Raw genomic sequence first — 25,242 nt, forward strand, 5'->3', positions numbered from 1 at the left:
GGCCCGCCTCTCGTGCTACCTGGTGTAGGACGAGAGGCGGGAGGAAACCCATGACACCACTCGCGGTACTCGCGATCGGCGGTTCGGACTCCAGTGGCGGATCCGGGCTGCAGGCCGACCTGAAGGTCTTCGCGGCGCTGCGGCTCTACGGGGCGACGGTCGCGACCTCGGTGACCGCCCAGAGCACCCGCGGCGTGCAGGACGTGTTCGAGCTACCGGGCAACGTCGTCTCGGCGCAGCTCTCCGCGGTGCTCGACGACATGCCGATCGCCGCGGTCAAGGTAGGAATGCTGGCGACGGCCGAGGCGGCGGCGGCCGTGACCGCCAAGGCCCGCGCGGGGGCTCTGCCCAACCTGGTCCTCGACCCGGTTCTGGAGGCCGCCGCCGGCCGCCGCCGGGGCGTGATCACGGCTCTCGAGCGCCTGCTGCCCTACGCCACGGTGGTGACTCCGAACCGGGAGGAGGCGTCGGCCCTGGTGGGTTGGGACGTCTCGACCCCGGCCGACATGGCCGGCGCGGCGGCGCAGATCGCCGCGAAGGGCCCGAAGTTCGTGGTCGTGACGGGCGGCGACATGGTCGCGGGCGACGAGGCGGTCGACGCGGTCTGGACCGATGCCGGCGCCCGCTTCCTGCGCTACCCGAGGGTCCAAACCCGCAACACCCGAGGCACCGGCGCCACGTTCTCAGCGGCGATAGCGGCCCGCCTGGCCCAGGGCGAAGAGGTACTGGAGGCGTTGGTAGCCGCCAAGGAATACGTCTCCCGCGCCCTGTCGGGCGCACGCGACTGGCAGCTGGGCAACGGCACCGGCCCCCTGGACCACTTCGGCTGGTCAACCTTCGCCGCGTTCTCGGCCTAGCCGCCGTGGCGGCGCCGCCCTTGGCGAGCCGGTCCCGGCGCGGCCGTCTTGGCGCGCCAGGTCTTGGCGGGGCCGTCCTGGCGCGGCGGTCCTGGCTCAGTCGTCCTTTCGCTGGGTTGTCGACCGCAGGCTGCGGCGTGGTGTGTCGTCGCGGCGGCGTTCGTTGAGCGGCTCGGGGGCGCCGAGCGCCGTGACCCAGTCGACGTATTCCTCGTCGCGCTGGCCGATCGGCTTGTCGCTGCCCTTGTCGCCCTTGCCGCGGCGGCCGCGGGCGGGCTCGGGCGTCGGGTCGCCAGCCGGTTCGGCGGGCGCCTCGGCGGACTCGGCGCTGTCGTTCTTCTTGCGCCGGAACAGCCCGCGGGACGGCGCTGGCTCGGCGGCGTCGGGTTTGGCGTCGTCAGGTTTGGCCGCGTCGGTCCGGGTTGGCGCCGGGTCGTCGATGTCCCAACTGCCCGTGTCACCGTCGTCGGCTCGCTTCTGGCCGCTGCCCAGGTCGACGCTGCGCAGGTGGCGGTCCGAACGTCCGGACTTCCGGCCGCCCCGGTCCTTCGCGGGGGTGCCGCCGTCGGCGGGTGACTCGGCGGGCGGCTGGTCTTCGGCGCCGCGGGCCCGGTCGGCCCAGGACCGTCGGCCGCCGTCGTCCGTGCCGTCGGGCACCGAGCCGAGGTGCGGCCGTGCCTCGGTCGGCCCACCGCCGAAGCGGGGCTGGCCCGACCCGCTGTCCCGGTCGTACGCACCGCCGTCGCGGTCAAGGCTGCCTGGCCGCGGGCCTGGCGTGCCGCCGTCGCGGTCAGAGCCACCTGGCCGCGAGCCCGGCGTGCCGCCGTCGCGGTCGAATGCGCCCGGCCGTGGGTTGGCCGAGCCGGCGTCGAAGCTGCCGCGCGAGTCGGCGGTGCCCTGGTCACGGTCGGCCCAGCCGCCGGTGGTCTCCGCGTCCTGGTCGCCACCGCCGAAGCGGCCGCTGACCAGCCCGCCGAAGCCGAAGCCGCGCGGACCGGTCGGCGTCTGGCCGGCCGTAGTGGGCACGCTGTCAGCGGCCGCCGGTGCGGGGTCCGCTGCCGCCGGCACCTCCACCCAGTCGGTCTCGGTCGGCGCCGGCTCCGACTTGTTCTTGCGGCGGAAGAGACCGCGGCGCTTCTGCTCCGGCGCCGGCTTGGCCGGTGCGGCCTCCGTCGTCGGCGGCTCGGTGCGGGCGTCGGCCGTCGCCTCGCTGCCCGAGCCCGGCGTGATCGGTGGCGGTGGGGTCCAGGCCGGCGGCGCGAGCCGCCAATCCGGCATCTCTCCGCTGGTCTCCGCCGACCCGGCGGTCGCCGCCGGCCGCGTCGAGCCGCCGGACCAGTCGGATCGCCCGCCCCAGTCCGACGAGTCCGGTCCTGCCGAGCCGCCGGTCGGGTCGCTGAGCTGGTCGGGTTGCCCGTGTCGCCCCGCGCCGGCCTCCCTGGTCGGGTCGTCGAGCCGCACCGGACCGCCGCGCCGCCCTGAGCCACTCGACCGGGGCGACTGGTCGGGTAGGTCGACCGGCGCCAGCCCGCCGCCGTCTCCCACGCCTGGCTGGCGGGGCACCCGGTTCGGCGTCGCCGGCTGCGGCCGGATCGCGCTGGGCCGCTGGGTCACCTCACCGTCGTCGCGCCGCTGCGGGCCGTTGGCCGGCACCACGGGCACTGACGCGGGTGTGAAGCTCGAGGTCTTGTCGGTGCGCCAGTCGCCCGGACCGCTCGCGGGCTGCCGGTCGAAGGGCCTGATCGGCGTCGGCTCGGGGCCCGGCGGCGGCGAGACGACCTCCGGCTGGCGTGGCGGCGCGACCGGCTTCGGCGGGTTGAACAACGAACCACCCGTCGAACCTTCGCCGGCCTGCGGCGGCGTCGACCGTTCCACATCGCCAAGATCCCGCGCCCGACCCCGGCCGGACCCGCCGAGCGAGTCGTCCCGGCCCGCGGAAGCACCCGAGCCGAAGCTGCCGAGGGAGTCGTCGCGGCTAGCGGACGCACTGGACCCAAAGCTCCCGAGCGAGTCGTCGCGGTCTGCGGACGGACCGGAGCCGAAGCTGCCAAGCGAGTCGTCGCGGCCACCGGACGCACTGGAGCCGAAGCTCCCAAGTGAGTCGCCGCGGCCCGAGGACGGACCGGAGCCGAAGCCGCCAGGGGAGTCGTCGCGGCTAGCGGACCGACTGGAGCCAAAGCTCCCGAGCGGGTCGTCGCGGGCTGCGGACGGACCGGAGCCGAAGCCGCCAAGCGAGTCGTCGCGCCCTGCCGACGGACCCGAGCCGAAGCCGCCAAGCGAGTCATCGCGGCCCGAGCCGAAGCTGCCGCTGTGGCCGTCATCCAGGATGTCGCGCCGGTTTCCTGGCCCGCCGAGCGGGTCGCGCCCGAACCCGCCGCCGCTCGTCGCGCCTGGCGGGTCGAGGTCGTCGCGGTCGAACGAGCTCGTCGGCTTGTCGTCACCGAACCGACCGTCCGACTTGCCGGTGCCCCAGGCGTCGAACGTGCGCGTTTCCTCGTCGCGGTCCGCCGTCACCTCAGGCGACCCGGGGAAGACCTCCGCCGTGTGGTCGCCGTGCCGGCCCGGCGGGTCCGTCGCCGGTCGTGCGCCGGTGAGTTGCCGGGCCACCGCGGCCAGGACCGAGCCGAGACCGCCCGCAGCCACCGCGATCAGCGCACCCCAGTAGGGCGCCGCCTGGTAGCGGTCGGGGTCGTCGCCCGGGCCCGCGATCAGATAGGCCAGCGCGAGCAGAGCGGGCCCCACCACGCCGGACACCGCGACCGGAATCACCGGCAACCCGCGCCAGCGGGCCAGCAGGCCGATGCCGGCCCCGGCCGCCAGTGCGATCGCCGGCATCACGATCACGGCCAGCCGCTGCGCGAGGCTGCCACCGAGCCAGCTCGCGTCGAGCACGCCCAGGCGTACGGCGGGCAACGGGTCGTCAGGCCCCAGCGACGGAGCCACCGACAGCAGCGCGACCAGCCAGACCACGACGGTGACCGCGCCGAGGTTGAGCCCGACAACCCGCTGGGACAGCACCGCCACGGCCGCGAACACCCCGACCAGGGCGCCCAGGACGGCGGACAGGCCCGCGATCGTGACCGCGTTGCCGGACGGAATCGTGGCCACCCGGGACGGCAACATCGCGAGCGGAGCGACCGCCATCGCGCCGACACCGCCGGCGACGGCCACCGCCACCCGTGAGCCGAGCGTCGGTCGTAGGTCGTCGCGCGCGGCCAGCCAGGCACCCGCCAGGGCGCCGGCGACCGCGGCCAGCATCGCGAACCACGCCACCCAGGCGAGGTGTGCCGTCCACTGCCCAGGTGACTGCTCGAAGTCACGGGCGAACCGCACCACGCCCAAGCCATAAGCGAAGCCGAGTTGACCGGCACCAGCGAGCAGGCCGACGCCGAGCGCCGCGAGCAGCACCCTGCCCCAGGTCCGATAGGCCATGCGGGCACGGTACGGCCCACGCCAGCCGACCGCCACCCGCCGATCGGAGACTGTGGATAACTACGCAGGGTCAGAGGTTCTGCAGGATCCGCAGGGCGCGCGAGACCCGGAACATCGTGCCGCTGTCGGCGACGTCGACCACCTCGGTGAACCACTTCTTCATGGGCGACGAGAGCCGGTCGGGCATGACCACATAGGACCCCATCGGCACGGCCAACGGTGAGTCACGCAACAGATCGGACTCGACCACTTCGACCACGATCAGGATGGGTACGTCGGTGCTGTTGTAGAGGTCGGAGCTGACCACCAGGCCGAGGCGTTCACGGGCGCCGTTGATGCGCCAGATCTCGCCCCTACGCGGCACGCCCGTCGCCTCCGAAGAGGGCCTCGTCGACCATCGCCGCCTCGCGCTCGTCGGCCAGCGCGGCGGCCTCCAGCTCCGCGGCGCCCGCCCGGCCGACCGCAGCGGCATGCGCCGTGAACAGCTCACGGACCGCTTTCTCGCGGGCGGCCTGGTCCATCCACGCCGACAGGGACATCCCCTCGCGCTTGGCGTAGCGGCGGGCCTCTTCGATGGTCTCGTCCGAGAACGAGAGGGTCACCTTGGCGGTCATACCAACGACCATACCAAGATTCATCCGAAGGGTACGCACAGCGAACGCACCGCAGCTCTTAGCACTTTTGAAACAAACGGGACGCCGCGCCGAAACGGGACAGCGGCACGCTCTCGGACATGGCCCAACGGTCCGGCGAACTGACGGGTTTCACCGTTGGCGTCACGGCCGACCGGAGCCGCGACACCCTCGGCACGCTGCTCGAGCGCAGCGGCGCCCGGGTCGTACTCGCACCCGCCCTGCGGATCGTCCCCCTCGCCGACGACACCGAGCTCCGCGCCGCCACCAGAGCCTGCCTGGACCGCCCGCCGGACATCGTGGTCGCCAACACCTCGATCGGCATGCGCGGCTGGCTGGAGGCCGCTGCCGGCTGGGGCCTGGCGGAGCCGCTGCGCGGGGTCCTCGCGCAGGCCTATCTGGTCACCAGGGATCCCCGGGTACGCGGGGGCACGGACCACGCGCCGATGGAGGAAAGCTACGCCGAGGTGATCGACCACCTGCGCGACCGGGGCGTACGCGGTCAGGTGGTGGCCATGCAGCTTCCCGGCGAGCGCCAGCCCGAGTGGACCTCCGCACTGGAGGCCGCCGGCGCGACCGTGATCGAGATTCCGGTCTACCGCTGGGCGCCGCCGCTGGACCCCGCCCCGCTGCACCGCCTGGTGGACCTGGTCACCGGCCGGTTGGTGGACGCGGTCGCCTTCACCTCCGCCCCCGCCGTCAACGCACTGCTGCGCGCGGCCGGCCCCGCTCGCGAGGACCTGCTGGCCGCGCTCCGGCACGACGTGCTGGCCGCCTGCGTGGGTCCGGTCACGGCGGCCCCGCTCCGCCGGCACGGCATACCCGTGGTCGCGCCGGCCAAGGCCCGGCTGGGCGGCCTGGTCCGGACGATCATCAAGGAGCTGCCCCCGCGGGCGATCAGCGTGCGGGCGGCCGGCCACGACCTGACCCTGCGGGGCCACGCGGCGGTGGTCGACGGCGCCCTGAAACCGCTGGCCCCGGGCCCGATGGCGGTGCTCCGGGCGCTGGCCGCGGAGCCCGGCCGGGTGTTCTCCCGGGGTGCCCTCCAACGGACCCTGCCGAGGGGCGCCGACGAGCATGCCGTCGAGATGGCGGTGGCCCGGCTGAGGGCCGGTCTGGGTACCCCTAGAGTGGTGCAGACGGTGGTTAAGCGCGGCTACCGACTGGCTGTAGACTGACGGTGGCCCCGGCCACAACCCCGTTTTGACCCTGCCTGCTCGCAGCAGGTATTGTTGTCTGCTGTTGTGCGCGACGTGACAAACATTCTGGCGCGCGACCCCAGACCGACGACGAGACAAGGTAAACCTGTGCGTACGTACAGCCCGAAGCCGGGTGAGATCGAGCGTCAGTGGCTCATCATCGACGCGTCTGACGTCGTGCTGGGCCGGTTGGCCACCCACGCGGCCACGCTGCTGCGCGGCAAGCACAAGCCGACCTTCGCCCCCCACGTCGACACCGGCGACTTCGTCGTGGTCATCAACGCTGGCAAGGTCGCCCTGACCGGCAACAAGCGCCAGAACAAGGTCGCCTACCGCCACTCCGGCTACCCGGGTGGTCTCAAGCAGGTGGCTTACGAGGAGCTGCTCGCGAAGCGCCCCGAACACGCGGTCGAGCTCGCCGTCAAGGGCATGCTCCCGCACAACAAGCTCGGTCGTCAGCTGATCAAGAAGCTGAAGGTCTACCCCGGCGCCGAGCACCCGCACGCCGCGCAGCAGCCGGTGCCGTTCGAGATCAAGCAGATCGCGCAGTGAGCGCGGACGAGGAAGTCACCAACATGACCGATGTCAGCGAGGCCACCCCGGTCGCCGTCGCCGAGGCCACCGCTCCGGCCCCCGCTCCCGCGCCCCGCGCCCCGCGCGGCGACCGCCCGATCCAGACCGTGGGCCGGCGCAAGGAAGCCATCGTCCGCGTGCGCATCGTGCCGGGCAGCGGCAAGATCACCTGCAACGGCCGCGAGCTCGAGGAGTACTTCCCGAGCAAGGTCCACCAGCAGCTCATCCGCGAGCCGCTGGTCACCACGGAGAAGGCCGAGGCGTTCGACGTCATCGCCAACCTTCGCGGCGGTGGCATCACCGGGCAGGCCGGCGCGCTGCGCCTCGCGATCGCCCGTGCGCTGATCACCAACGAGCCCGACGACCGTCCGGCGCTCAAGAAGGCCGGCTTCCTCACCCGTGACGCGCGGGTCAAGGAAAGCAAGAAGTACGGTCTCAAGAAGGCCCGTAAGGCTCCGCAGTACTCCAAGCGTTGATTCACTGACCACACGGCCGGGATCCGCCATCGCCACGGCGACGGCGTCCCGGCCGTTGGCATTCCCGGACCCGAATTACAGCGGAGGATCAGATGGGTCGTCTCTTCGGCACCGACGGGGTACGCGGTAAGGCGAACGCCGACCTCACCCCGGAGCTCGCGCTCGCCGTGGCGGTCGCCGCCGCCCGTACCCTCGCCGAAGTCGACCGGTCCCACCCGCCGCTGGCCGTCGTGGGCCGCGACCCGCGGGCGTCCGGCGAGATGCTCGAGGCGGCCACCGTCGCGGGCCTGACCAGCGCGGGCGCCAACGTCGTGCGGGTGGGCGTGCTGCCCACGCCGGCGGTGGCCTACCTGGTCGCCGAGACCAAGGCCGACTTCGGCGTGATGCTCTCGGCCTCGCACAACCCGATGCCCGACAACGGCATCAAGATCTTCGCGGCCGGCGGGCACAAGCTGCCCGACGACATCGAGCACCGGATCGAGGCGGCCATCGAGGCCGGCACCGCCGGCTGGACCCGGCCGACCGGGGCCGGCGTCGGCCGCGCGCACGACCTGCTCGACGGTGCCGACCACTACGTGCAGCACCTGATCGGCTCGGTCGCGCAGCCGCTGACCGGGCTCAAGGTCGTCGTCGACTGCGCCAACGGCGCCGCCGCCGACATCGCCCCCGTGGTCTACCGCGAGGCGGGCGCCGAGGTGATCGCGATCCACGCCGAGCCGGACGGGCTCAACATCAACGACGGCTGCGGCTCGACCCACCTCGACGCCGTGCGCGAGGCCGTCCTGGCCCACGGCGCCGACCTGGGCATCGCGGTCGACGGCGACGCCGACCGCTGCCTCGCGGTCACCGCCGCCGGTGACGAGGTCGACGGCGACCAGATCATGGCGATCCTGGCGCTGGCCATGCGCGAGGCGGGCACGCTGACCGACGACACGCTGGTCACGACCGTGATGAGCAACCTCGGCCTCAAGCTGGCCATGCGCCGCGAGGGCGTCAACCTGGTCGAGACCAAGGTCGGCGACCGCTACGTGCTCGACGAGCTGCGCGCCTCCGGGCTCGCGCTGGGCGGCGAGCAGAGCGGCCACATCATCATGCCGGCGTACGCGACCACCGGTGACGGCGTGCTGGCCGGCCTGCAGCTGATGGCCCGGATGGCCACATCCGGCAAGCCGCTGGCCGAGCTCGCGTCGGTGGTCACCAAGCTGCCGCAGGTGCTGATCAACGTGCCGGTCGGCGACCGTACGGTCGGCGCGCAGGACCCGGCGGTGCTGGCCGCGGCCGCGGCGGCCGAGGCCGAGCTCGGCGACACGGGCCGGGTGCTGCTCCGCCCGTCGGGCACCGAGCCGCTGGTGCGGGTGATGGTCGAGGCGGCCACCGCCGAGGTCGCGCAGGACGTCGCGGAGCGGCTCGTCGCCGTCGTGCGTACCGCGTCGCCGGTCTGAGATCTTCTTGACGTCCGATCTCCTTTAGTTGACGATTCAACTTTTAGGAGATCGGACACCCCCCATGAATGTCGTTCTCTGGATCATCGCGATCGTGCTCGCCATCGCCTTTGTCGGTGCCGGTCTGATGAAGATGCTCCAGCCGAAAGAGAAGCTGATCGAGACCGGTCTGGGTTGGACCGAGGGCTTCTCACCCAACGCCGTCAAGGCGATCGGCGCGCTGGACTTCCTCGCCGGCCTCGGTCTGGTCCTGCCGGCGCTGTTCGGCGTCGCCGAGATCCTCGTGCCGCTGGCCGCGGTCGGCATCGTGCTGCTGATGATCGGCGCGATTGTGGTGCACGGCCGCCGCCGCGAGACGCCGATGGTGATCGCCAACCTGGTGCTGCTCGTGCTGGCCGCCGTGGTGGCGTGGGGCCGGTTCTAGTTTTTCCTGAGGCGGGCGACCGCTTCGTTGAGGACGGCCGGCCGTTTGCAGAAGGCGAACCGGACCAGCCGGCGGCCGGCGTCCTCGTGGTCGTAGAACACCTGGGTCGGCACCGCCACGACGCCCGAGCGCTCCGGCAGCGACCGACAGAACTCCACCCCGTCGGTGCCGCCCAACGGCGTGATGTCTGCCGTGACGAAGTAGGTGCCCTCCGGGAGCAGCACGCCGAAGCCGGCGTCCCGCAGGCCGGCGACGAGCAGGTCGCGCTGTGCCTGCAGGCCGGCGCGGAACTCGCTGAAGTAGTGGTCGGGCAGGCCGAGCGCGATCGCGACCGCCGGCTGGAACGGCGAGCCGTTGACGAACGTCAGGAACTGCTTGACCCGCAGCACCGCCGACACCAGGTCGCGCGGACCGCTGGCCCAGCCGATCTTCCATCCGGTGCAGGAGAACGTCTTGCCGGCCGACGAGATCCGCAGCGTGCGCTCGCGCATGCCGGGCAGGGTCGCCAGCGGCACGTGCGGCGTCGCGGCGTCCGTGAAGACCAGGTGCTCGTAGACCTCGTCGGTCACCGCGTAGACGTCGTGCGCCTGGCACAACTCCGCGACGAGGGCCAGCTCGTCGCGCGTGAAGACCTTGCCCGTCGGGTTGTGCGGGGAGTTCAACAGCACCATCCGGGTACGCGGACCGAACGCGCGACGCAGCTCGTCGGGGTCCACGGTGTAGTGGCCGTCGGCGCCGGGACGCAGCGTCACCGGCCGGCGCACCGCACCCGCGAGCGCGATCGCCGCCGCGTACGAGTCGTAGTAGGGCTCGAAGCAGACCACCTCGTCGCCGGGCTCGCACAGGGCCAGGATCGTCGCCGCGACCGCCTCGGTGGCGCCGGCCGTGACCAGCACCTCGCCGTCGGGGTCGTAGTCGAGACCCCAGAACCTTTGCTGGTGCGCGCTGATCGCAGCTCGCAGAGCCGGAATGCCGGGGCCGGGCGGGTACTGGTTGGCTCCGTTGTGGATCGCCTCGGCGGCGGCGTCGAGCATCTCCTTGGGACCGTCGGTGTCCGGGAAGCCCTGGCCCAGGTTGACGGCGCCGGTCCGCACGGCGAGCGCGGACATCTCCGCGAAGATCGTGGTGCCGAACGGGCGCATCCGCGCGACCAGCGGGTCCGTCACTGTTCCTCCTCGTAGCCGGCGACCAGACGCTCGATGCCGTCGAAAATCATGGTGAGGCCGAACCGGACCTCCATGTCCAACTCCTGCTCGCTCATTCCCTCTTCGGGGTCGTCGAACATGCCCTCGTCGACGAGGCGGGCGAGGTCGGGGAGCTGGTCCTTGTCGACCACCAGGCGGAGCATCTCGCCGTACGCGGGATAGCCCAGGGCCGCACCCGCCGCGCCCTGGTTGACCTCCTGCGCCATGCGGACCTGGCCGCGGATGAAGATCAGCAAGAGCATCACGACGCCGAGCCGGAGCTCCGAGGGTACGTTCGTGCGGCGGAAGCAGCCCAGGCCCCGGTCGAGCCAGGTGAGCTGGCCGGGACCGACCGGCGGAGTCGGGCCGAGCGGCACGTGCAGCACCCACGGGAACCGCCGGTAGAGCCCGACGAGCTCGTACGCCCAGCGCTCCAGGTTGGGTCGCCAGCCCGCGTCGTCGTCGGGTTCCGGCGGGGCGTTCTTGACCGCGCAGACGTCGGTCATCACCTGGAGCAGCTCGTCCTTGGTGCGGACGTAGCGATAGAGCGACATCGCCGACTTGCCCAGCTTCTCGGCCACGCGGTTCATCGAGAGGGGCCCGAGCCCTTCGGCCGACGCGATCTCGATGGCGGCGTCGACGATCTGCTCGATGCTGAGATTGGGGCGCGGGCCGCGTTTGGCGGGCTCGCGGCGTCCCCACAGCACGTCGACGCCGGGCGGGAGTTCAGGCATTGCTTCATCCTAAAACTGCGTATAGCCTAAACCAATTAGCGTAGGCCATAAACAGTTGGGGGAGGGCGTGGACGCGATCCAGGTCCAGGGAGTTTCGAAGTCGTACGGTGCGCAACAGGTGTTGACCGGCATCGACCTCGCCGTGCCGGCGGGCACCGTGTTCGGCTTGCTGGGTCCGAACGGTGCCGGCAAGACGACGCTGGTGCGGATCCTCGCGACGCTGGTCCGGCCCGACGCCGGGCGGGCTTCGGTGGTCGGGCACGACGTGGTGACCTCGGCGTTCGAGGTGCGCCAGAAGATCAGCCTGACCGGGCAGTACGCGGCGGTCGACGAGCTGCAGACCGGCCGGGAGAACCTGGTCATGGTCGGCCGGCTGCGGCGGCTCGGTCGGTCGGCGGCGCGGCGGCGGGCCGTGTCGCTTTTGGAGCGGTTCGACCTCGCCGAGGCCGGGGGGAAGCTCGTCAAGACGTACTCGGGTGGCATGCGGCGCCGCCTCGACCTGGCGATGAGCCTGGTCACCGAGCCGCCGGTGATCTTCCTGGACGAGCCGACCACGGGCCTCGACCCGCGTAGCCGGCAGCAGATGTGGTCGTTCGTGCGCGAGCTCGCTTCCGGTGGCTCGACGATCTTCCTGACCACGCAGTACCTGGAGGAGGCCGACCAGTTGGCCGACCGCATCATGCTGATCGACCACGGGGTGGCGGTGGCCGAAGGGACCGCCGACTCGCTGAAGGTGCGGGTCGGCGGGGAGCGGGTCTCGCTGACGTTCGCGTCCGCCTCCTCGGTCGCGTTGGCGGTCGCGGATCTCGATCCCGTCGCTTCGACTGCCACGTCGGTGACCGTCGCGACCAGCGGCACCGCGGCCGAGGTGCGCGAGTTGCTCGACCGGATGGACAAGATCGGCGCGCCCGTCGACAAGGTCGCCATCCACCGGCCCACCCTCGACGACGTGTTCTTCGCCCTGACCGGAGGTGGCCCGCGATGACCAGCGCGTACTGGGCGATCGACAACTCGTTCGCGATGATCGGCCGCAGCCTGCGCATCTCCGCCCGCAACGTCGAGGCGCTGCTGATGGCGGTCATGCTGCCGATCATGCTGATGCTGATCTTCGTCTACATCTTCGGCGGTGCGATCAACTCGGGCACGGCGTACGTCAACTACGTCGTACCCGGGATCATCATCCTGTGTGCCGGGTTCGGGGCCTCGACCACCGCGGTCAGCGTCACCCACGACATGGTCGGCGGCCTGATCGACCGCATCCGGTCCATGCCGGTGGCGAGCTCGGCCGTCCTCACCGGACACGTCGTGGCCAGCGTGGTCCGCAACCTGGTCGCGATGGCGCTGGTGATCGGCGTCGGCCTGCTGATCGGCTGGCGACCGGCGGCGGGCGTGGCCGACTGGCTGGCGGCCATCGGGTTCCTGGCGCTGTTCATGCTGTCGATCTCGTGGCTCGCCGCGTGCCTGGGCCTGCTCGTGCGCACCGTGGACGCGGCGGGCGGCGCGACCTTCGCGATCACCTTCCTGCCGTACGTGTCGAGCGCGTTCGTGCCGGTCGACACCCTGCCCACCTGGCTGCGCGGCGTCGCCGAGCACCAACCGATCACGCCGATCGTCGAGACGACGCGGGGCCTGCTGATGGGCACGCCGATCGGCTCGAGCTGGTGGATCGCCCTGCTGTGGTTCGGCGGCATCACCCTGGTGGCGTTCACCTGGGCGGCGGTGCTCTTCCGCCGCCGCACTGCCTAGCTCGTCTAGTCGAAGATCGTCCCGATGCAGAAGGCGCCGATGATGCTGCCGTCGTTCCGGGCGGACTCCTTGCCGTCGACGGTGATGCGGCAACCGACGCCGTCGTTGTCACCGTCGGCCCGGGTAGCGCTCACGGTCAACAGCAACGATCCCTCGGTGCTGGTGAACTGGTGCTTCCACGGCAGCTTCTGGTTCTTCAACTCCCGGGTGTCGCCGGCAAGGTCGTCGACGTACGTGATGTCCGCGCGTCCTTCGCCGGTGACCTCGTAGACGACGGTCTTGCCGGCGACCCCGGGCAGACCGGGCAGTCCGGTCGGCAGGCCCTGCGGATCGTCGGGCTCGACGGTCGGCGCCGGGTCGATCGGGTCTGCCGGGTCCGGGTCGGGGAGGGCCGGGTTGGTCGGCTGGGTGGCGACGGGATCGTCGTCGTTGCCGGCGTTGGCGATCAGCAGGGCACCCGCGGTGGCCGCTCCGCCACAGAAGAGCAGCGCGAGCACGATGACCAGCGCGATGATCGGGCCGTTGCTCCGCTTCTTCTTGACGGGCTGGTCATAGACCGGAGCCGCGTTGTACGGGTTGTACGGCGCACTGGGCCCGTACCCGGGTGTGTTCGGCTGCGGGTAGCCGTAGGGGCTCCCGGCACCGGACACCGGCGGCGGGGCGTAAGGGTTGGCCGGAGGCGGACCACTCGCCGCGGCGGCGTCCGGGGGAGCGAACGGGGCGTCCGCCGGCGTACCCGGCGGCCGGGCGTAAGGACTCGGCTCGCCAGGGTGGTACGGATCTGGCCCGGCACCAGGGGGCAGTGGTGAGGTCTTCGGGTACGAGCCGCCCGGCGGGGTCTCGTTCGAGTAGCCGGGCGGGGCGCTGGAGGGGTAGCCGACCGGACTACCGGTGGGCGCCATCGGGTAGACCGGGGCGGATCCGGGGGTGAAGGTCGGCGTCCCACCGCGCGGCGGGGTGGCGTGGGCACTGGGAAGCGGGGCGGTAGGCGGCGGCAGCGGGGCGGTCGGCTGGCCACCGAAGGACGGCGGGCGCGGCGCGGCCGGGCCTCCGTCTGCGGCGGGCGCGGGCGGGCGGGGTGCGTCGGCCGCTGCGGGCGGCAGGGGCGCGGTCGCTCCGGCATCGCCGGCGGGCGCCGGCGCCGGGGGCGCGTCAGCCGAGACCGCAGGCGGCAGGGTGAACCCCGACACGGGCGCCGCCCCACCAGCAGGCGGGTAGTTCGCGGACGGCACGGACCCAGCCGGCGGAGCGGAGCTGACGGCCGGCGCGGAGCCACCAGGCGGCGTAGGCCAAGCCGGGCTACCCGAAGGCGCCGGCGGCGCCGAGCTGACCGGCGGCGCCGAGCTGACCGGCGGCGCCGAGCTGACCGGCGGCGCCGAGCTGACCGGCGGCGTTGGCCAAGCTGGGCTGTCCGAAGGCGGCGGCGCGGAGTTGGCCGGCGGGGCCGAGCTAACCGGTGGCGTTGGGCTGACCGGCGGCGCGGAGCTGGCCGGCGGAGCCGTGCCGGCTGATGGCGCTGGGCTTGCCGACGCCGCAGGTCCGGCCACGGTCAGCGCTTCGGTTGCCTCGGGCTCGGGGGCTCGCGGCGCCGGCGGAGCCGGGGGCGCGGGCGGGCTGGCCGACGCCGGCGGTTCGGCCGGGCTCAACGGCTCGGTCGCTTCGGCGTCCGCGGACGGCGACGGCGGTGCCGGGGTGGTCGACGGGAACGGAGGCGGAGGCGGATAGGCCGCGGTCTTATCCGGTGCGTGCTCGCCGTCTCCCGATTCGTCGGGCTCGGGGGAGGTGGGACGGCTCATCTGCGCTCCAAGCGAGGGGCGGCCATGGGCGGCGACCCACGGCGCGGGACGCCGTCGAGCGTCCCCGAAACCGAGGCCACGGACAAGCGGAAAGCCGTCAAACGGCGGATCGGCCTGACCGAGGCGATACGGGCCGACAGTACCGGTTGCGGTCCACAACGGGCCGTCTCGACCGGGCCAATAACCCTAGTCGGCGGGCACGGAACGTACACGATGCATTGCTCATGTCGGATGATTGATAGGCACACTTTCGCGCACGCAGCATGAGCGAATTTCGGCTAGAGTCTGGCTCATGTGTGGAATCGTGGGTTACGTGGGCGCCCGACCGGCGCTCGGCATCGTGCTCGACGGGCTGCGGCGGCTCGAATACCGCGGCTACGACTCGGCCGGCGTCGCTGTGGTCGGCGCCGACTGCCTGCTGACCGAGAAGCGCGCGGGCAAGCTCGCCAACCTCGAGAAGGCCCTCTCGGAGCGCCCGGCCGACTCCACCGAAACCCACATCGGCAGCGGCACCACCGCGATCGGCCACACCCGGTGGGCGACCCACGGCGGCCCGACGGACCGCAACGCGCACCCACACCTGTCGCGCAACGGCCGGGTCGCGGTCATCCATAACGGCATCATCGAGAATTTCGCGGCGCTGCGGGCCGAGTTGGAGGCGACCGGCATCGAGTTCGCCAGCGACACGGACACCGAGGTCGCGGCGCACCTGATGGAGATCGCGCTCGCCGCCGTGCACCTGGAGAACCCGGGCATCGGCCGTCCGCAGGCGCTCGCCGAGGCGATGCGCCGTGTCTGCCGCCGGCTGGAGGGCGCGTTCACGCTGCTCGCGACCGACGCCGGGACGCCCGGCGCCGTCGCGGCGGCCCGGCGCAACTCGCCGCTCGTGGTCGGTCGCGGCGACGGCGAGAACTTCCTGGCCAGCGACGTCTCGGCGTTCATCGAGCACACCCGGGAGGCGATCGAGCTCGGCCAGGACCAGGTCGTGCTGATCACCCCCGAGGCCATCGAGATCACCGACTTCGGCGGCGTCCCCGCGGCCGGCCGCGACTTCCACATCGACTGGGACGCGTCGGCGGCCGAAAAGGGCGGCTACGACTACTTCATGCTCAAGGAGATCGCCGAGCAGCCCCAGGCGATCGCCGAGACCCTGATCGGCCGGCTGACCGAGCAGGGCGAGATCCGCCTCGACGAGGTGCGCCTCACCGACCAGGACCTGCGCGACGTCGACAAGATCTTCATCGTCGCCTGCGGCACCGCCTACCACGCCGGGCTCGTCGCCAAGTACGCGATCGAGCACTGGACCCGCATCCCCTGCGAGGTCGAGCTGGCCAGCGAGTTCCGCTACCGCGACCCGGTGCTCGACCGCTCCACCCTGGTCGTGGCGATCTCCCAGTCCGGCGAGACCATGGACACCCTGATGGCCCTGCGGCACGCCAAGGACCAGAAGGCCCGAGTGCTCGCCATCTGCAACACCAACGGCTCGACCATCCCGCGCGAGTCCGACGCCGTGCTCTACACCCACGGCGGCCCGGAGATCGCGGTCGCCTCGACCAAGGCGTTCCTGACCATGGTCGTGGCCTGCTACCTGATCGGCCTGCACCTGGCCCAGGTCCGCGGCATCAAGTACGCCGACGAGGTCGGCGCCGTCGTCGGGCAGCTCCAGGAGATGCCCGACAAGCTGCGTACCCTGCTCGGCCGCATGGACCCGGTCCGCGAGCTGGCCCGCGAGCTCGCCAGCGCCGGCACGATCCTGTTCATCGGCCGCCACGTGGGCTATCCGGTCGCCCTCGAGGGCGCCCTCAAGCTCAAGGAGCTCGCCTACATCCACGCGGAGGGCTTCGCGGCCGGCGAGCTCAAGCACGGCCCGATCGCCCTGATCGACCACGGCACCCCGGTCGTCTGCGTCGTACCGTCCCCGGCGGGCCGAGGCATGCTCCACGACAAAATCGTCTCGAACATCCAGGAAGTCCGCGCCCGCGGCGCCCGCACCATCGTGATCGCCGAAGACGGCGACGAGGCGGTCGTGCCCTACGCCGACCACCTGATCTACGTGCCCCGCACCCCAACCCTGCTGGCCCCGCTGGTCACGACGGTCCCGCTCCAGGTGCTCGCCTGCGAAATCGCCTCGGCCCGCGGCCACGACGTCGACCAGCCGCGCAACCTGGCAAAGTCGGTGACGGTCGAGTAAGCCAGACAACGAGAGCCGATCATTTCCCGGGCTCGCGGTGGTCATGACCGATGCTCCCGGAGACCGCTCCGCTCCGCTGCGCTGCCAGGTCCGCGGTGGCTCGCGTGCCCGAGATCCAGGGATTTGATTGCTGCTGCGGGAGCAACCAAATCCCTAGATCTGCGGCCCGCCGCTGGAGCAGCGGCGTTTCACCGATCCGGGCGACTGGGCAGGTGGCAAAGCCTGAATGTCAGGGCTGGCGACAGCCCGCCCGGATCCGGCCACATCCGTCTGGATCGGCGACGACCAGCTCTAACCAGCCGGCCATGAAGCCCCGGCCCGGCCTGGCTCGGTTCGCTCGGCCCCGGCCCGGTCCGCTCGGCCCCGGCTTGGCCTGGTCCGCTCGGCCCCCGTTTGGCCCGGCGTTGACCGGTCCGGCCTGGTCTGGTGTCCAAGCCGAGGCCCCGGCCTTGAAAGGCTTGACCGACCGGCCCGGGCCCGAGCAGGCACCGACCGGTATCGAGGTCCTGAACGGTCCGGCCATGGCCGGCCCGAGCGCCTGACCGGCTTCTGACTGGCGCGAGTTGGTCCGAAGTCGATCGGTGTCCGCGCCGAGCACGCTGATCGCGGTCTGCACAGGCCATACCGCTCGTGTGTCAGTTGGGCCGGCCCGGCAGATGCCACGGCTGGCCGTAATCGGGTGTGCGACATCTGGGAGATCAGCGATGGAGTGAGTGATCGGGTGTGTCTGATCTGGTCGACACGCCGTGCGGCGACCCGATCAGACACACCCGATCATGCGGTCGGGGTGTCGGGATACCGATGAGGCGCACACGATCATGAGCGACGCGGCTCCGGATGGCCGTGGCCGTCCCCAGAGCTCCACATGAGGCAGTCATCGAGACCCTGCGACACGCCCTCGCGGCACGGAACCCGGTCCACCCGGAAATGGGTGCATGGCCATCTGGGAGCGTCGAGGCGGGTCGGTGACGGCGCTCCGAACCCGCCCGGCTCGGAACGGGTGGGTGCCCGCAGGAACCCGTGCTTCGGCGGGTACTTCGGACTTACTCGTCTAAGGCCTTGCCGGGTTGTGGCCCGCTCGGCCTTGCCGGGTTCTGGGCCGTGCGGCCTTGCCGCGTTCTGACCAGCCCGCTTGGCGCTGGGTGCGGTCCGCCTTGGGGGGCTGGCCGGCTCTGCGGCTGGGCGCGGTCCGCCTTGGGCCGGGGGGCGCCGGCCGGCTCTGCGGCCGGGCCGCCCGCCGGCGGGATGGGGCTGGTCCCACCTGCTCTTTCGGGCGGTTTGGCGCGGTCGGGGTCTCATTCCACGTGCGATTGGTGTTCTGGGCCCAGGGCTATGCGGGCTATGTCGGTCAGGGCGTCGTTGTTCGTGCGCCAGTAGCCGCTGTGGCCGCCTGGGTCGCCCGTGAAGACCTGGGCGCCGAAGGCTGGGTGGCTTGGGTTGCGGCCGAACCACAGGTCTTCGTTGGGGTGCGGGCGTAGGTCAGGCCCGAACGGGTCGGCCAGTTCGGCGCCCAGGCGGTTGAACGGCTCCCGCCAACCCGGTGCCAGGTAGGCGATCGGGTCGTTGGCCGCGGTGCTCGACCAGACGTGGGTCGCTGGCAGGCCGAGCGCCGAAGCGTGGTCGACGCCGACGCCCGGTGAGCCCACGAAGATCAGGTCGTCGGCGGCCAGGCCGCCGTTCGAAGCGGCGGTCGTGCCGACCGTCAGCGAGCCGTAGCTCAGCCCCAGCACCGTCTGGTGCGCCGGCGCGCCGCAGTGGGTGGCGCGTAGGCCCTCCGCGAAGCGGTGTAGGGTCGGCCCGGCGTCGTGTGCCCTCGCCGCGAACATGGCCTCGCCAAGGTGGGAGGGCGCGTCGTAGTCGAGCCAGAGCACCGTCGACGTGCGTTGGGCCGGGTCGACCGTGGCCGCCCGCGCGGACATCGCCTCCGTGCGGGACAGGTCGTCGCGGACAGCGCTCAGGTCGGCCGTCATCCCGGGCACGTAGGCCAGCACGTTGTCGGCCGAGTCCGGATCGCCCAGGGCGAGCACCAGCCGACCGTCGCCCCCGGGCACCAGGCTCATCAGGTAGGCCCGTTCGCCGGTCTCCGCCGCCAACCTCGCCGAGACCGCGTCGATGCCGGACATCAGCCCGACCAACCGGAGGCTCGCGGAGACGGCCGCGTGGCGGGGCATCGCCGTGCGGACCGCCTCGGCCCGCTCTCGCACCAGGTCGGCCCGCCAGACCGCGAGCAGGGCGCGGTTGGCCCGGTCGCGGGCGGCAACCGGCACGCCGTCGAGGCGACCGATCAACAAGGGCTCGTGCACCAGGAGCCAGCGCCGCTCCGAAGAGGTCAACCCCGCCCACCACTCCCGGACGGCCGACGGCGGCGCACCGAGCGGCGGGCGGCGCCGGGGCGGCGTGGTGGGCCAGCCCGCGGCGGCCGCCGACGCGAGCCGGTCGAGGTGGGCGGCCGTGTCGCGGTCGGCGTCGGTCGCCGCCCGCAGCGCCGCGACGATCCCGGTCCCGACCCGGTCGGCCGCCCGCAGTGCGGCGACCCGGTCGATCCCCGTGACCGAGACGTCTGGCGTCGCGTAGCCGGTGCGGTCGATCTCGACATGGGCCGGCGCCGCGGCGGCCACGGCCGAGGCGAGCATCCCGCGAGCCCGGGTCAGCGCGGACGCGAACCCGGACAGCACCTGGTCGGTCTCGACGAACGCCAACCGCGCGGCGTCGAGCGGTGCGCGCAGCGCGCGCACGTGACCGCCGGCCGCCGAGCCGGCCGCGCCCCGCCACCCGTCGGCGACCCGCCCGGCCACCGCGCCGAGCTCAGCCGCCCGTCGCCCCACGTCGACCGCCAACCGGGCCCAGGCCGCACCCGCCGAGCGCCACGACACCGGGTCGGCCCGCCACAACTGCGCATAGGTCACCACGGAACGCTCACCCGACCCGGTGCAGCCGGATCGCCGCCCGCAGGTCGGCCTCTTCATAGGAGCGCGCGGCATCCCGGAGCAGCCCACCCGAGCCGGCCACCCGCGCCGCCACCGCACCGAGCGCCGACGACACGTCGCCCGCCAAGGAAGCCAGCGCGATCCCAGAAGACCACTCCGGTGCCGGGACGCACAGGTCGTCGCGGCCGACCGCGAGAGCGAAAGCCACCAGGTCGAGCTCGGCCGCCCGGTCACGCAACAGCCCCGGATCGACCCGCAGGTCACCGTCCACGTCAACCTCCCACCTAGCAGCAACGAGGGAACGCTAAGCCAGCGAGAGACCGGAAAAGCCAGGCTGTGGACAACGAAGCGAGCAGGGCAACCACCGCTGTCCACAAGGCTTGTGCACCACGTACACGTATTGCTAATAGGGTGGACCGATGATCGTCGCTGTCGGGATCGATGTGGTCCTCGTCGAACGGTTCACGGGGGCACTGGCCCGCACACCGCTGCTCGGCGACCGACTCTTCACCGAGGCGGAGCGCCTCACCCGCTCCGGCAACCCGCGCCCACCGGAGTCCCTGGCGGCCCGGTTCGCGGCCAAGGAGGCCGTGGCCAAGGCGCTCGGCGCCCCCGCCGGCCTGCACTGGCACGACTGCGAGATCGTCACGGACCCGGACGGCCGACCCTGGCTCACGGTGAGCGGCACGGTGGCCGCCGCAGCGGCCGAACGGGGCGTCAACCGCTGGCACCTCTCGCTCTCCCACGACGGTGGCATCGCCTCCGCGATGGTGGTGGCGGAGCAGTGAGGAAAGCCTGGCGGGTCGCCGACGTGCGGGCGGCCGAAGACGCGCTGATGGCCCACCTCCCGGAGGGCACCCTGATGCAACGCGCCGCCGCGGGCCTCGCCCGCCGCTGCGCCCTGATCCTGCGAAACGTGTACGGAGCCCACGTAACCCTGCTCGTCGGTGCGGGCAACAACGGCGGCGACGCCCTCTACGCGGGCGCGATCCTGGCCAACCGGGGCGCCGCCGTCACGGCGATCCTGCTCGACCCGGCCCGCGTACACGAAGCGGGCCTGAAAGCCCTGAAAGACAGCGGTGGCCGCACCGCCGAGCAGCCGCCGCGCACGGTGGACCTGATCATCGACGGCATCGTCGGCATCGGCGCCAAGGGTGGCCTGCGCAGTGGCGCCGCGGCCGCGCTGCACAAGGCCCAAGGAAGAAGGGGCCGGCACGGCCAGCGCCCCACGATCGTCGCCGTCGACGTGCCCAGCGGCGTCGATGTCGACACCGGCGACGTACCCGGCAAAGCGGTCCAGGCCGACGTCACCGTCACCTTCGGCTGCCTCAAGCCGGCCCACGTGGTCGGCCCGGCCGCACCGCTGGCCGGCGAGGTGGAGCTGGTCGACATCGGCCTGCGCCCGTGGCTCATGGCCGACCCGGCGATCCTCGTGCCGGACCGGAAAGACATCGTCAACGCGCTGCCGAAGCACCGCCCGACCGACGAGAAGTACACGCGCGGCGTGGTCGGCATCGCCACCGGCTCGAAGACGTACCCAGGCGCCGCGATCCTGTCCACGTGGGGCGCGCTGGCCGGCCCGACCGGCATGGTCCGCTACGCCGGCGGTGCCCGCCAGTACGTCGTGCAGGCGCACCCCAGCGTCGTCGCGACGGACCGGATCACCGAGGCGGGTCGGGTGCAGGCGTGGGTGGTCGGCAGCGGCCTGGGCACCGACGAGGCGGCCGCGACCGCGGTACGCACGGTGCTGGCCAGCAGCCTGCCGGTGGTCCTCGACGCCGACGCGCTCAACCTGCTGGTCGACGGCACCATGGCCGACCTGATGCGGGGCCGCAGCGCCCCGCTGGTGCTGACGCCGCACGACCGCGAGTTCGCCCGGCTGGCCGGCGAGGAGCCAGGCCCCGACCGGGTCGCCGCGGCCCAACGGCTGGCCGCGCACACCAACGCGGTGGTCCTCCTCAAGGGTGACCGCACGATCGTGGCCACCCCGAGCGGGCAGGCGTACGCGAACCCGACCGGCAGTGCGGCCCTGGCCACCGGTGGCACGGGCGACGTCCTGGCCGGCCTGCTCGGCTCGCTGCTGGCCGGTGGCCTGCGCCCGGAGGTGGCCGCCGTCACAGCCGCCTACCTGCACGGACTCGCCGGCCGCGAGGCCGCCCGGCAAGGCCCCGTCAGCGCCAGCGACGTGGCCGCCGCCCTACGCCCGGTAGTCAACGACCTCCGCCCGGGTGACCAGGAAAACGTCGTTACCCCCAAGTAGGCTGAGCACCATGTGGCAAGCCGAAGTCCGCGTCGACCTCGACGCCATCAGCGCCAACGTGGCCCGGCTGCGGTCCGGCACCAGGGCCGCGGTGATGGCGGTCGTCAAGGGCGACGGCTACGGCCACGGCATGGTCCCCGCCGCCCGGGCCGCCCTGGCCGGCGGCGCGACCTGGCTCGGCGTCTGCACCCTCGACGAGGCGTTGGGCCTGCGGCGTTCGGGCATCACCTCACCCGTCCTGGCCTGGCTGCTGGCCCCTGGCCTGCCCCTGCACGAGGGCGTCGCCAACGACATCGACCTGAGCGCCGCCAGCCTGGGCCAACTCGACGAGATGATCACTGCCGGCCAGCAGGCGCAGCGCCCCACCCGGGTGCACCTCAAGATCGACACGGGCCTGTCCCGGGGCGGCGCCACCGCCGACGACTGGCCCGCCCTGGTCGAGGCGGCGGCCAAGGCCCAGGCCGACGGCGCCATCGAGATCGTCGGCATCTGGAGCCACTTCGTCTACGCGGACGCGCCCGGCCACGAGACCATCGACCGCCAGCTCGACGCCTTCCGCGACGCCCTGGCGGTGGCCGAGCGGCTCGGCGTCCGCCCACAGCTGCGCCACATCGCCAACTCCGCCGCGACGCTGACCCGCCCCGACGCCCACTTCGACCTGGTGCGCCCCGGCATCGCGGTCTACGGGTTGTCGCCGATACCGGGTGAGACCTTCGGCCTGCGCCCGGCGATGACCGCCCGCGCCCGGATCATGCTCACCAAGCGGGTCCCGGCCGGCACCGGCGTCTCCTACGGCCACACCTACACCACCGACCGCGAGACCACCCTGGCCGTCGTGCCCCTCGGCTACGCCGACGGCGTGCCGCGGCACGCGTCCAACGTCGGGCCGGTCGCGATCGACGGGGTCCGGCACACCATCGCCGGCCGGGTCTGCATGGACCAGGTCGTGCTCGACGTCGGCGACCAGCCGGTCGCGCCCGGCGACGTGGCGACGCTGTTCGGCCCCGGCGACAACGGCGGCCCGACCGCCGACGACTGGGCCGCCGCGATCGACACGATCAACTATGAGATCGTCACCCGCTTCGGCAGCACCAGAGTTCCACGGGTATACGACAACAAGGACGGTGAATGAGCACCCGACGCCGGGCGGGAATCGTCGGCGCGGTGGTCGGTCTGGCCGCGGCCGGCATCGCCACCGGGATCGCCGTCGAGCGTGCGGTCGTCCGCCGCTCGAAGCGCGGGGTCTCCGACCCGTACGTCGACGAGCCGTTCGATCGGCTGCCCTATGACGAGTCGCTCGCCGTCACCACCGCCGACGGCACCGACATCCACGTCGAGGTGGTCGAGCCCACGGCGGCCGGACCCAAAAAGCCGACCCTCGTCTTCGTCCACGGCTTCTGCCTCGACATGGGCACGTTCCACTTCCAACGCAGCGCGCTGACCGCCCGCGGCGAGCACCGCATGGTCTTCTACGACCAGCCCGGCCACGGCCGCTCCGGCCGGCTGGAGACGGGTGAATACGAGCTGCCGGCGCTCGGCGAGACGCTGCACGCGGTGCTGGCCGAGACCGTCCCGGACGGGCCGCTGATCCTCGTCGGGCACTCGATGGGCGGCATGACCATCATGGCGTTCGCCGAGCTCTACCCGGAGTTCTTCGAGGACCGGGTCAAGGGCTGCGTGCTGATCGCCACCTCCGGCGGCCTGATCGACGAGACCCGACTGGGCCTGCCCGCGCTGATCGGCCGCGTCGGCGGCCCGCTGCTGCCGCTGGTCAACAGCGCGACCCGGCTCACCGGCCCGACCATCGACCGCGCCCGGGTCGCCGCCACCGACCTGGCCTGGCTGCTCACCCGCCGCTACGGCTTCGGCGAGTCCCGGCCGAGCCCGTCGCTGGTGTCCTATGTGGAGAAGATGAACTCGCGCACCTCGGTCGACACGGTCGCCCGCTACCTGCGCACCCTCTACACCCACGCCCGCTATCCGGCACTGGCCGCCCTCGAGCGCACGCCCACCGTGATAATCGTCGGCGACAAAGACATGATCACACCGGTCGCGCACTCCGAGGAGATCCTCCGGCACCTGCCCGACGCGGAGTTCGTGAAAGTCAACGACAGTGGCCACGTCGTCATGCTCGAACATGCCGACGAGGTCAACTCGACGCTCATCACCTTCCTGGAGAAGATCTCGGCATGATCGAGCTGACCACAGTGGACGACACGCGGGCGTTCGGCGCCCGGCTGGCGGCCGTGCTGCGCCCCGGCGACCTCGTCGTGCTCACCGGCCCGCTGGGTGCCGGCAAGACCGCGCTGGTGCAGGGCATCGGCGCCGGGTTGCGGGTGCTGGGCGACGTCACCTCGCCGACCTTCGTGATCGCCCGGGTGCACCGGCCGGACCCGGCCCGTGGCGGCACCGTGCCACTCGTGCACGCCGACGCGTACCGGATCGGCGCCGCCGCCGACCCGCTCGCCGAGATCGACGGCCTCGACCTCGACGCGTCGATGGACGACGCGGTCACCGTGGTCGAGTGGGGCGAGGGCATCGTCGAGCAACTGCGCGACGACCACCTCCAGGTACGCATCGACCGGCGCGACGACGACACCAGGGTGATCGAGCTGGAGCCGACCGGCGGCGACTGGGCCGCCCGCGTCGCGACGCTCACGGAGGATGCCCGGTGAACCTGCCCGACCTGTTGCCGACCGCGTGGCGCACCGCGCTGGAGTCGCACCTCGACCCGGCCGCCACCGCCGACCTGGGCGCGTTCGTGGCCGCCGAATACGCCGCCACCCCGGTCTTCCCGCCGTTGCCGGACCTGTTCACCGCCTACCGGCTGTGCGAGCCCGCCGACACCCGGGTGGTCATCCTCGGCCAGGATCCGTACCACAAGGCGGGCCAGGCACATGGGCTCAGCTTCAGCGTGCAGGCCGGCGTACGCGTGCCGCCTTCGCTCCGCAACGTCTACAAGGAGCTGGCCGCCGACCTCGGCGCCGCCGCTCCCGAGGGCGGTGACCTGCGAGGCTGGGCGACGCAAGGGGTGCTGCTGCTCAACGCGGTGCTCACGGTGCGCGAGGGTGCCGCGGGATCGCACGCCAACAAGGGTTGGGAGGCGTTCACCGACGCCACCATCCGCGCCCTCCAGGACCAACCCCACCGGGTGGTCTACCTGCTCTGGGGCAGCTACGCCCGCAAGAAGGCGGCCCTGGTCACCAACCCGGCCCACGTCGTGCTGGAGGCCGGCCACCCGAGCCCGCTCAACCCCCGCAGTTTCCTGGGCAGCCGCCCGTTCAGCGCCGCCAACAAGGCGCTCGCCGACGCCGGCCTGACGCCGATCGACTGGAGCCGCTCGGCGGCGGCCTGAGCGGCACCCACCCC

General features: G+C 72.5%; 23 protein-coding genes. 15 read left to right on the forward strand and 8 right to left on the reverse strand.

Annotated features, from left to right (window positions below; all coding sequences use genetic code 11):
• The first annotated feature begins 50 nt into the window (after nucleotides 1-50).
• On the forward strand, nucleotides 51-857 hold the full coding sequence (gene thiD, locus CHC05_RS04325) for a bifunctional hydroxymethylpyrimidine kinase/phosphomethylpyrimidine kinase (protein WP_089244933.1): 807 nt from the start codon (nucleotides 51-53) through the stop codon (nucleotides 855-857).
• 96 nt (nucleotides 858-953) lie between these two features.
• Here the strand turns inward: thiD and CHC05_RS04330 are convergent, their stop codons facing one another.
• The 3 genes from CHC05_RS04330 to CHC05_RS04340 form a co-directional block, all read right to left on the reverse strand.
• On the reverse strand, nucleotides 954-4,289 hold the full coding sequence (locus CHC05_RS04330; RefSeq protein WP_144022473.1) for a hypothetical protein: 3,336 nt from the start codon (nucleotides 4,287-4,289) through the stop codon (nucleotides 954-956).
• 70 nt (nucleotides 4,290-4,359) lie between these two features.
• Nucleotides 4,360-4,653: a hypothetical protein gene (locus tag CHC05_RS04335; RefSeq protein WP_089244937.1), complete on the reverse strand. Its 294-nt coding sequence runs from the start codon at nucleotides 4,651-4,653 to the stop codon at nucleotides 4,360-4,362.
• Nucleotides 4,643-4,903: a DUF6364 family protein gene (locus tag CHC05_RS04340; protein WP_089244939.1), complete on the reverse strand. Its 261-nt coding sequence runs from the start codon at nucleotides 4,901-4,903 to the stop codon at nucleotides 4,643-4,645. Before CHC05_RS04340 ends, CHC05_RS04335 begins: the two co-directional genes overlap by 11 nt.
• A 119-nt stretch (nucleotides 4,904-5,022) precedes the next feature.
• On the opposite strand from CHC05_RS04340, the gene CHC05_RS04345 reads away from it, so the two are divergent.
• The 5 genes from CHC05_RS04345 (at nucleotide 5,023) to CHC05_RS04365 (ending at nucleotide 9,035) form a co-directional block, all read left to right on the forward strand.
• Nucleotides 5,023-6,099, forward strand: coding sequence for a uroporphyrinogen-III synthase (locus CHC05_RS04345; RefSeq protein WP_089244941.1), 1,077 nt, complete (start codon nucleotides 5,023-5,025; stop codon nucleotides 6,097-6,099).
• 129 nt (nucleotides 6,100-6,228) lie between these two features.
• Nucleotides 6,229-6,672, forward strand: coding sequence for a 50S ribosomal protein L13 (gene rplM / locus CHC05_RS04350; protein ID WP_089244943.1), 444 nt, complete (start codon nucleotides 6,229-6,231; stop codon nucleotides 6,670-6,672).
• Between the two features lie 23 nt (nucleotides 6,673-6,695).
• Nucleotides 6,696-7,169, forward strand: a complete 474-nt coding sequence (gene rpsI / locus CHC05_RS04355; protein ID WP_089246065.1) for a 30S ribosomal protein S9 — start codon at nucleotides 6,696-6,698, stop codon at nucleotides 7,167-7,169.
• A gap of 92 nt (nucleotides 7,170-7,261) precedes the next feature.
• Nucleotides 7,262-8,611 (forward strand): phosphoglucosamine mutase, encoded by a 1,350-nt coding sequence (gene glmM / locus CHC05_RS04360; RefSeq protein WP_089244945.1) that lies wholly within the window; start codon nucleotides 7,262-7,264, stop codon nucleotides 8,609-8,611.
• Nucleotides 8,612-8,675: 64 nt separating this feature from the next.
• The gene (locus tag CHC05_RS04365) at nucleotides 8,676-9,035 is read left to right on the forward strand and encodes a DoxX family protein (RefSeq protein WP_089244947.1); all 360 of its coding nucleotides are present in this window, start codon (nucleotides 8,676-8,678) and stop codon (nucleotides 9,033-9,035) included.
• Here the strand turns inward: CHC05_RS04365 and CHC05_RS04370 are convergent.
• Together CHC05_RS04370 and CHC05_RS04375 are read right to left on the reverse strand one after the other, a co-directional pair.
• Nucleotides 9,032-10,201: a pyridoxal phosphate-dependent aminotransferase gene (locus CHC05_RS04370; RefSeq protein WP_281257644.1), complete on the reverse strand. Its 1,170-nt coding sequence runs from the start codon at nucleotides 10,199-10,201 to the stop codon at nucleotides 9,032-9,034. The two genes, CHC05_RS04365 and CHC05_RS04370, sit on opposite strands and share 4 nt — an antisense overlap.
• Nucleotides 10,198-10,953 carry a TetR/AcrR family transcriptional regulator gene (locus tag CHC05_RS04375; protein ID WP_089244949.1) on the reverse strand — a complete coding sequence of 252 codons (756 nt, stop codon included), beginning with the start codon at nucleotides 10,951-10,953 and terminating at the stop codon, nucleotides 10,198-10,200. The genes CHC05_RS04370 and CHC05_RS04375 overlap by 4 nt, the downstream gene beginning before the upstream one ends.
• Before the next feature lie 67 nt (nucleotides 10,954-11,020).
• On the opposite strand from CHC05_RS04375, the gene CHC05_RS04380 reads away from it, so the two are divergent.
• Both CHC05_RS04380 and CHC05_RS04385 read left to right on the forward strand, forming a co-directional pair.
• A complete protein-coding gene (locus tag CHC05_RS04380; protein WP_089244951.1) occupies nucleotides 11,021-11,938 on the forward strand; it encodes an ATP-binding cassette domain-containing protein in 918 nt (305 codons plus the stop codon).
• Complete coding sequence (locus tag CHC05_RS04385; protein WP_089244953.1) at nucleotides 11,935-12,699, forward strand: ABC transporter permease; 765 nt, start codon at nucleotides 11,935-11,937, stop codon at nucleotides 12,697-12,699. The genes CHC05_RS04380 and CHC05_RS04385 overlap by 4 nt, the downstream gene beginning before the upstream one ends.
• Before the next feature lie 5 nt (nucleotides 12,700-12,704).
• Here the strand turns inward: CHC05_RS04385 and CHC05_RS04390 are convergent, their stop codons facing one another.
• Entirely contained in the window at nucleotides 12,705-13,889 is a 1,185-nt protein-coding gene (locus CHC05_RS04390; RefSeq protein WP_144022474.1) for an MmpS family transport accessory protein, read from the reverse strand.
• A gap of 898 nt (nucleotides 13,890-14,787) precedes the next feature.
• On the opposite strand from CHC05_RS04390, the gene glmS reads away from it, so the two are divergent.
• Nucleotides 14,788-16,686, forward strand: coding sequence for a glutamine--fructose-6-phosphate transaminase (isomerizing) (glmS, locus tag CHC05_RS04400; protein WP_089244959.1), 1,899 nt, complete (start codon nucleotides 14,788-14,790; stop codon nucleotides 16,684-16,686).
• A 1,295-nt stretch (nucleotides 16,687-17,981) separates the two neighbouring features.
• On the opposite strand, the gene CHC05_RS04405 is transcribed toward glmS, so the two are convergent.
• Together CHC05_RS04405 and CHC05_RS04410 are read right to left on the reverse strand one after the other, a co-directional pair.
• The gene (locus CHC05_RS04405) at nucleotides 17,982-19,592 is read right to left on the reverse strand and encodes an alpha/beta hydrolase (RefSeq protein ID WP_245870656.1); all 1,611 of its coding nucleotides are present in this window, start codon (nucleotides 19,590-19,592) and stop codon (nucleotides 17,982-17,984) included.
• Between the two features lie 10 nt (nucleotides 19,593-19,602).
• Nucleotides 19,603-19,884 (reverse strand): hypothetical protein, encoded by a 282-nt coding sequence (locus CHC05_RS04410; protein WP_089244963.1) that lies wholly within the window; start codon nucleotides 19,882-19,884, stop codon nucleotides 19,603-19,605.
• Between the two features lie 148 nt (nucleotides 19,885-20,032).
• Between CHC05_RS04410 and CHC05_RS04415 the strand changes: the two genes are divergently transcribed.
• Genes CHC05_RS04415 through ung form a run of 6 tightly spaced genes read left to right on the forward strand, consistent with a single transcriptional unit; the run spans nucleotide 20,033 to nucleotide 25,228 of the window.
• Nucleotides 20,033-20,401, forward strand: coding sequence for a holo-ACP synthase (locus CHC05_RS04415; protein WP_089244965.1), 369 nt, complete (start codon nucleotides 20,033-20,035; stop codon nucleotides 20,399-20,401).
• Nucleotides 20,398-21,873, forward strand: a complete 1,476-nt coding sequence (locus tag CHC05_RS04420) for an NAD(P)H-hydrate dehydratase (protein ID WP_089244967.1) — start codon at nucleotides 20,398-20,400, stop codon at nucleotides 21,871-21,873. The genes CHC05_RS04415 and CHC05_RS04420 overlap by 4 nt, the downstream gene beginning before the upstream one ends.
• Nucleotides 21,874-21,883: 10 nt before the next feature.
• Entirely contained in the window at nucleotides 21,884-23,005 is a 1,122-nt protein-coding gene (alr, locus tag CHC05_RS04425) for an alanine racemase (RefSeq protein WP_089244969.1), read from the forward strand.
• Entirely contained in the window at nucleotides 23,002-24,066 is a 1,065-nt protein-coding gene (locus tag CHC05_RS04430) for an alpha/beta fold hydrolase (protein WP_089244971.1), read from the forward strand. The genes alr and CHC05_RS04430 overlap by 4 nt, the downstream gene beginning before the upstream one ends.
• On the forward strand, nucleotides 24,063-24,548 hold the full coding sequence (gene tsaE / locus CHC05_RS04435; protein ID WP_089244973.1) for a tRNA (adenosine(37)-N6)-threonylcarbamoyltransferase complex ATPase subunit type 1 TsaE: 486 nt from the start codon (nucleotides 24,063-24,065) through the stop codon (nucleotides 24,546-24,548). The genes CHC05_RS04430 and tsaE overlap by 4 nt, the downstream gene beginning before the upstream one ends.
• Nucleotides 24,545-25,228 (forward strand): uracil-DNA glycosylase, encoded by a 684-nt coding sequence (gene ung, locus CHC05_RS04440; protein ID WP_089244975.1) that lies wholly within the window; start codon nucleotides 24,545-24,547, stop codon nucleotides 25,226-25,228. The genes tsaE and ung overlap by 4 nt, the downstream gene beginning before the upstream one ends.
• Nucleotides 25,229-25,242: the final 14 nt, after the last annotated feature.

The sequence above is a fragment of the Asanoa hainanensis genome, from assembly GCF_900188485.1.
Classification (GTDB): Bacteria; Actinomycetota; Actinomycetes; order Mycobacteriales; family Micromonosporaceae; genus Asanoa; species Asanoa hainanensis.

What these genes read in the sequence shown, in the direction of transcription:
- thiD (WP_089244933.1), top strand. Translation starts at nt 51, where the DNA reads ATGACACCACTCGCGGTACTCGCGATCGGCGGTTCGGACTCCAGTGGC.
- CHC05_RS04330 (WP_144022473.1), bottom strand. Translation starts at nt 4,289, where the DNA reads ATGGCCTATCGGACCTGGGGCAGGGTGCTGCTCGCGGCGCTCGGCGTC.
- CHC05_RS04340 (WP_089244939.1), bottom strand. Translation starts at nt 4,903, where the DNA reads ATGACCGCCAAGGTGACCCTCTCGTTCTCGGACGAGACCATCGAAGAG.
- CHC05_RS04345 (WP_089244941.1), top strand. Translation starts at nt 5,023, where the DNA reads ATGGCCCAACGGTCCGGCGAACTGACGGGTTTCACCGTTGGCGTCACG.
- rpsI (WP_089246065.1), top strand. Translation starts at nt 6,696, where the DNA reads ATGACCGATGTCAGCGAGGCCACCCCGGTCGCCGTCGCCGAGGCCACC.
- glmM (WP_089244945.1), top strand. Translation starts at nt 7,262, where the DNA reads ATGGGTCGTCTCTTCGGCACCGACGGGGTACGCGGTAAGGCGAACGCC.
- CHC05_RS04365 (WP_089244947.1), top strand. Translation starts at nt 8,676, where the DNA reads ATGAATGTCGTTCTCTGGATCATCGCGATCGTGCTCGCCATCGCCTTT.
- CHC05_RS04375 (WP_089244949.1), bottom strand. Translation starts at nt 10,953, where the DNA reads ATGCCTGAACTCCCGCCCGGCGTCGACGTGCTGTGGGGACGCCGCGAG.
- CHC05_RS04385 (WP_089244953.1), top strand. Translation starts at nt 11,935, where the DNA reads ATGACCAGCGCGTACTGGGCGATCGACAACTCGTTCGCGATGATCGGC.
- glmS (WP_089244959.1), top strand. Translation starts at nt 14,788, where the DNA reads ATGTGTGGAATCGTGGGTTACGTGGGCGCCCGACCGGCGCTCGGCATC.
- CHC05_RS04415 (WP_089244965.1), top strand. Translation starts at nt 20,033, where the DNA reads ATGATCGTCGCTGTCGGGATCGATGTGGTCCTCGTCGAACGGTTCACG.
- alr (WP_089244969.1), top strand. Translation starts at nt 21,884, where the DNA reads ATGTGGCAAGCCGAAGTCCGCGTCGACCTCGACGCCATCAGCGCCAAC.
- CHC05_RS04430 (WP_089244971.1), top strand. Translation starts at nt 23,002, where the DNA reads ATGAGCACCCGACGCCGGGCGGGAATCGTCGGCGCGGTGGTCGGTCTG.
- tsaE (WP_089244973.1), top strand. Translation starts at nt 24,063, where the DNA reads ATGATCGAGCTGACCACAGTGGACGACACGCGGGCGTTCGGCGCCCGG.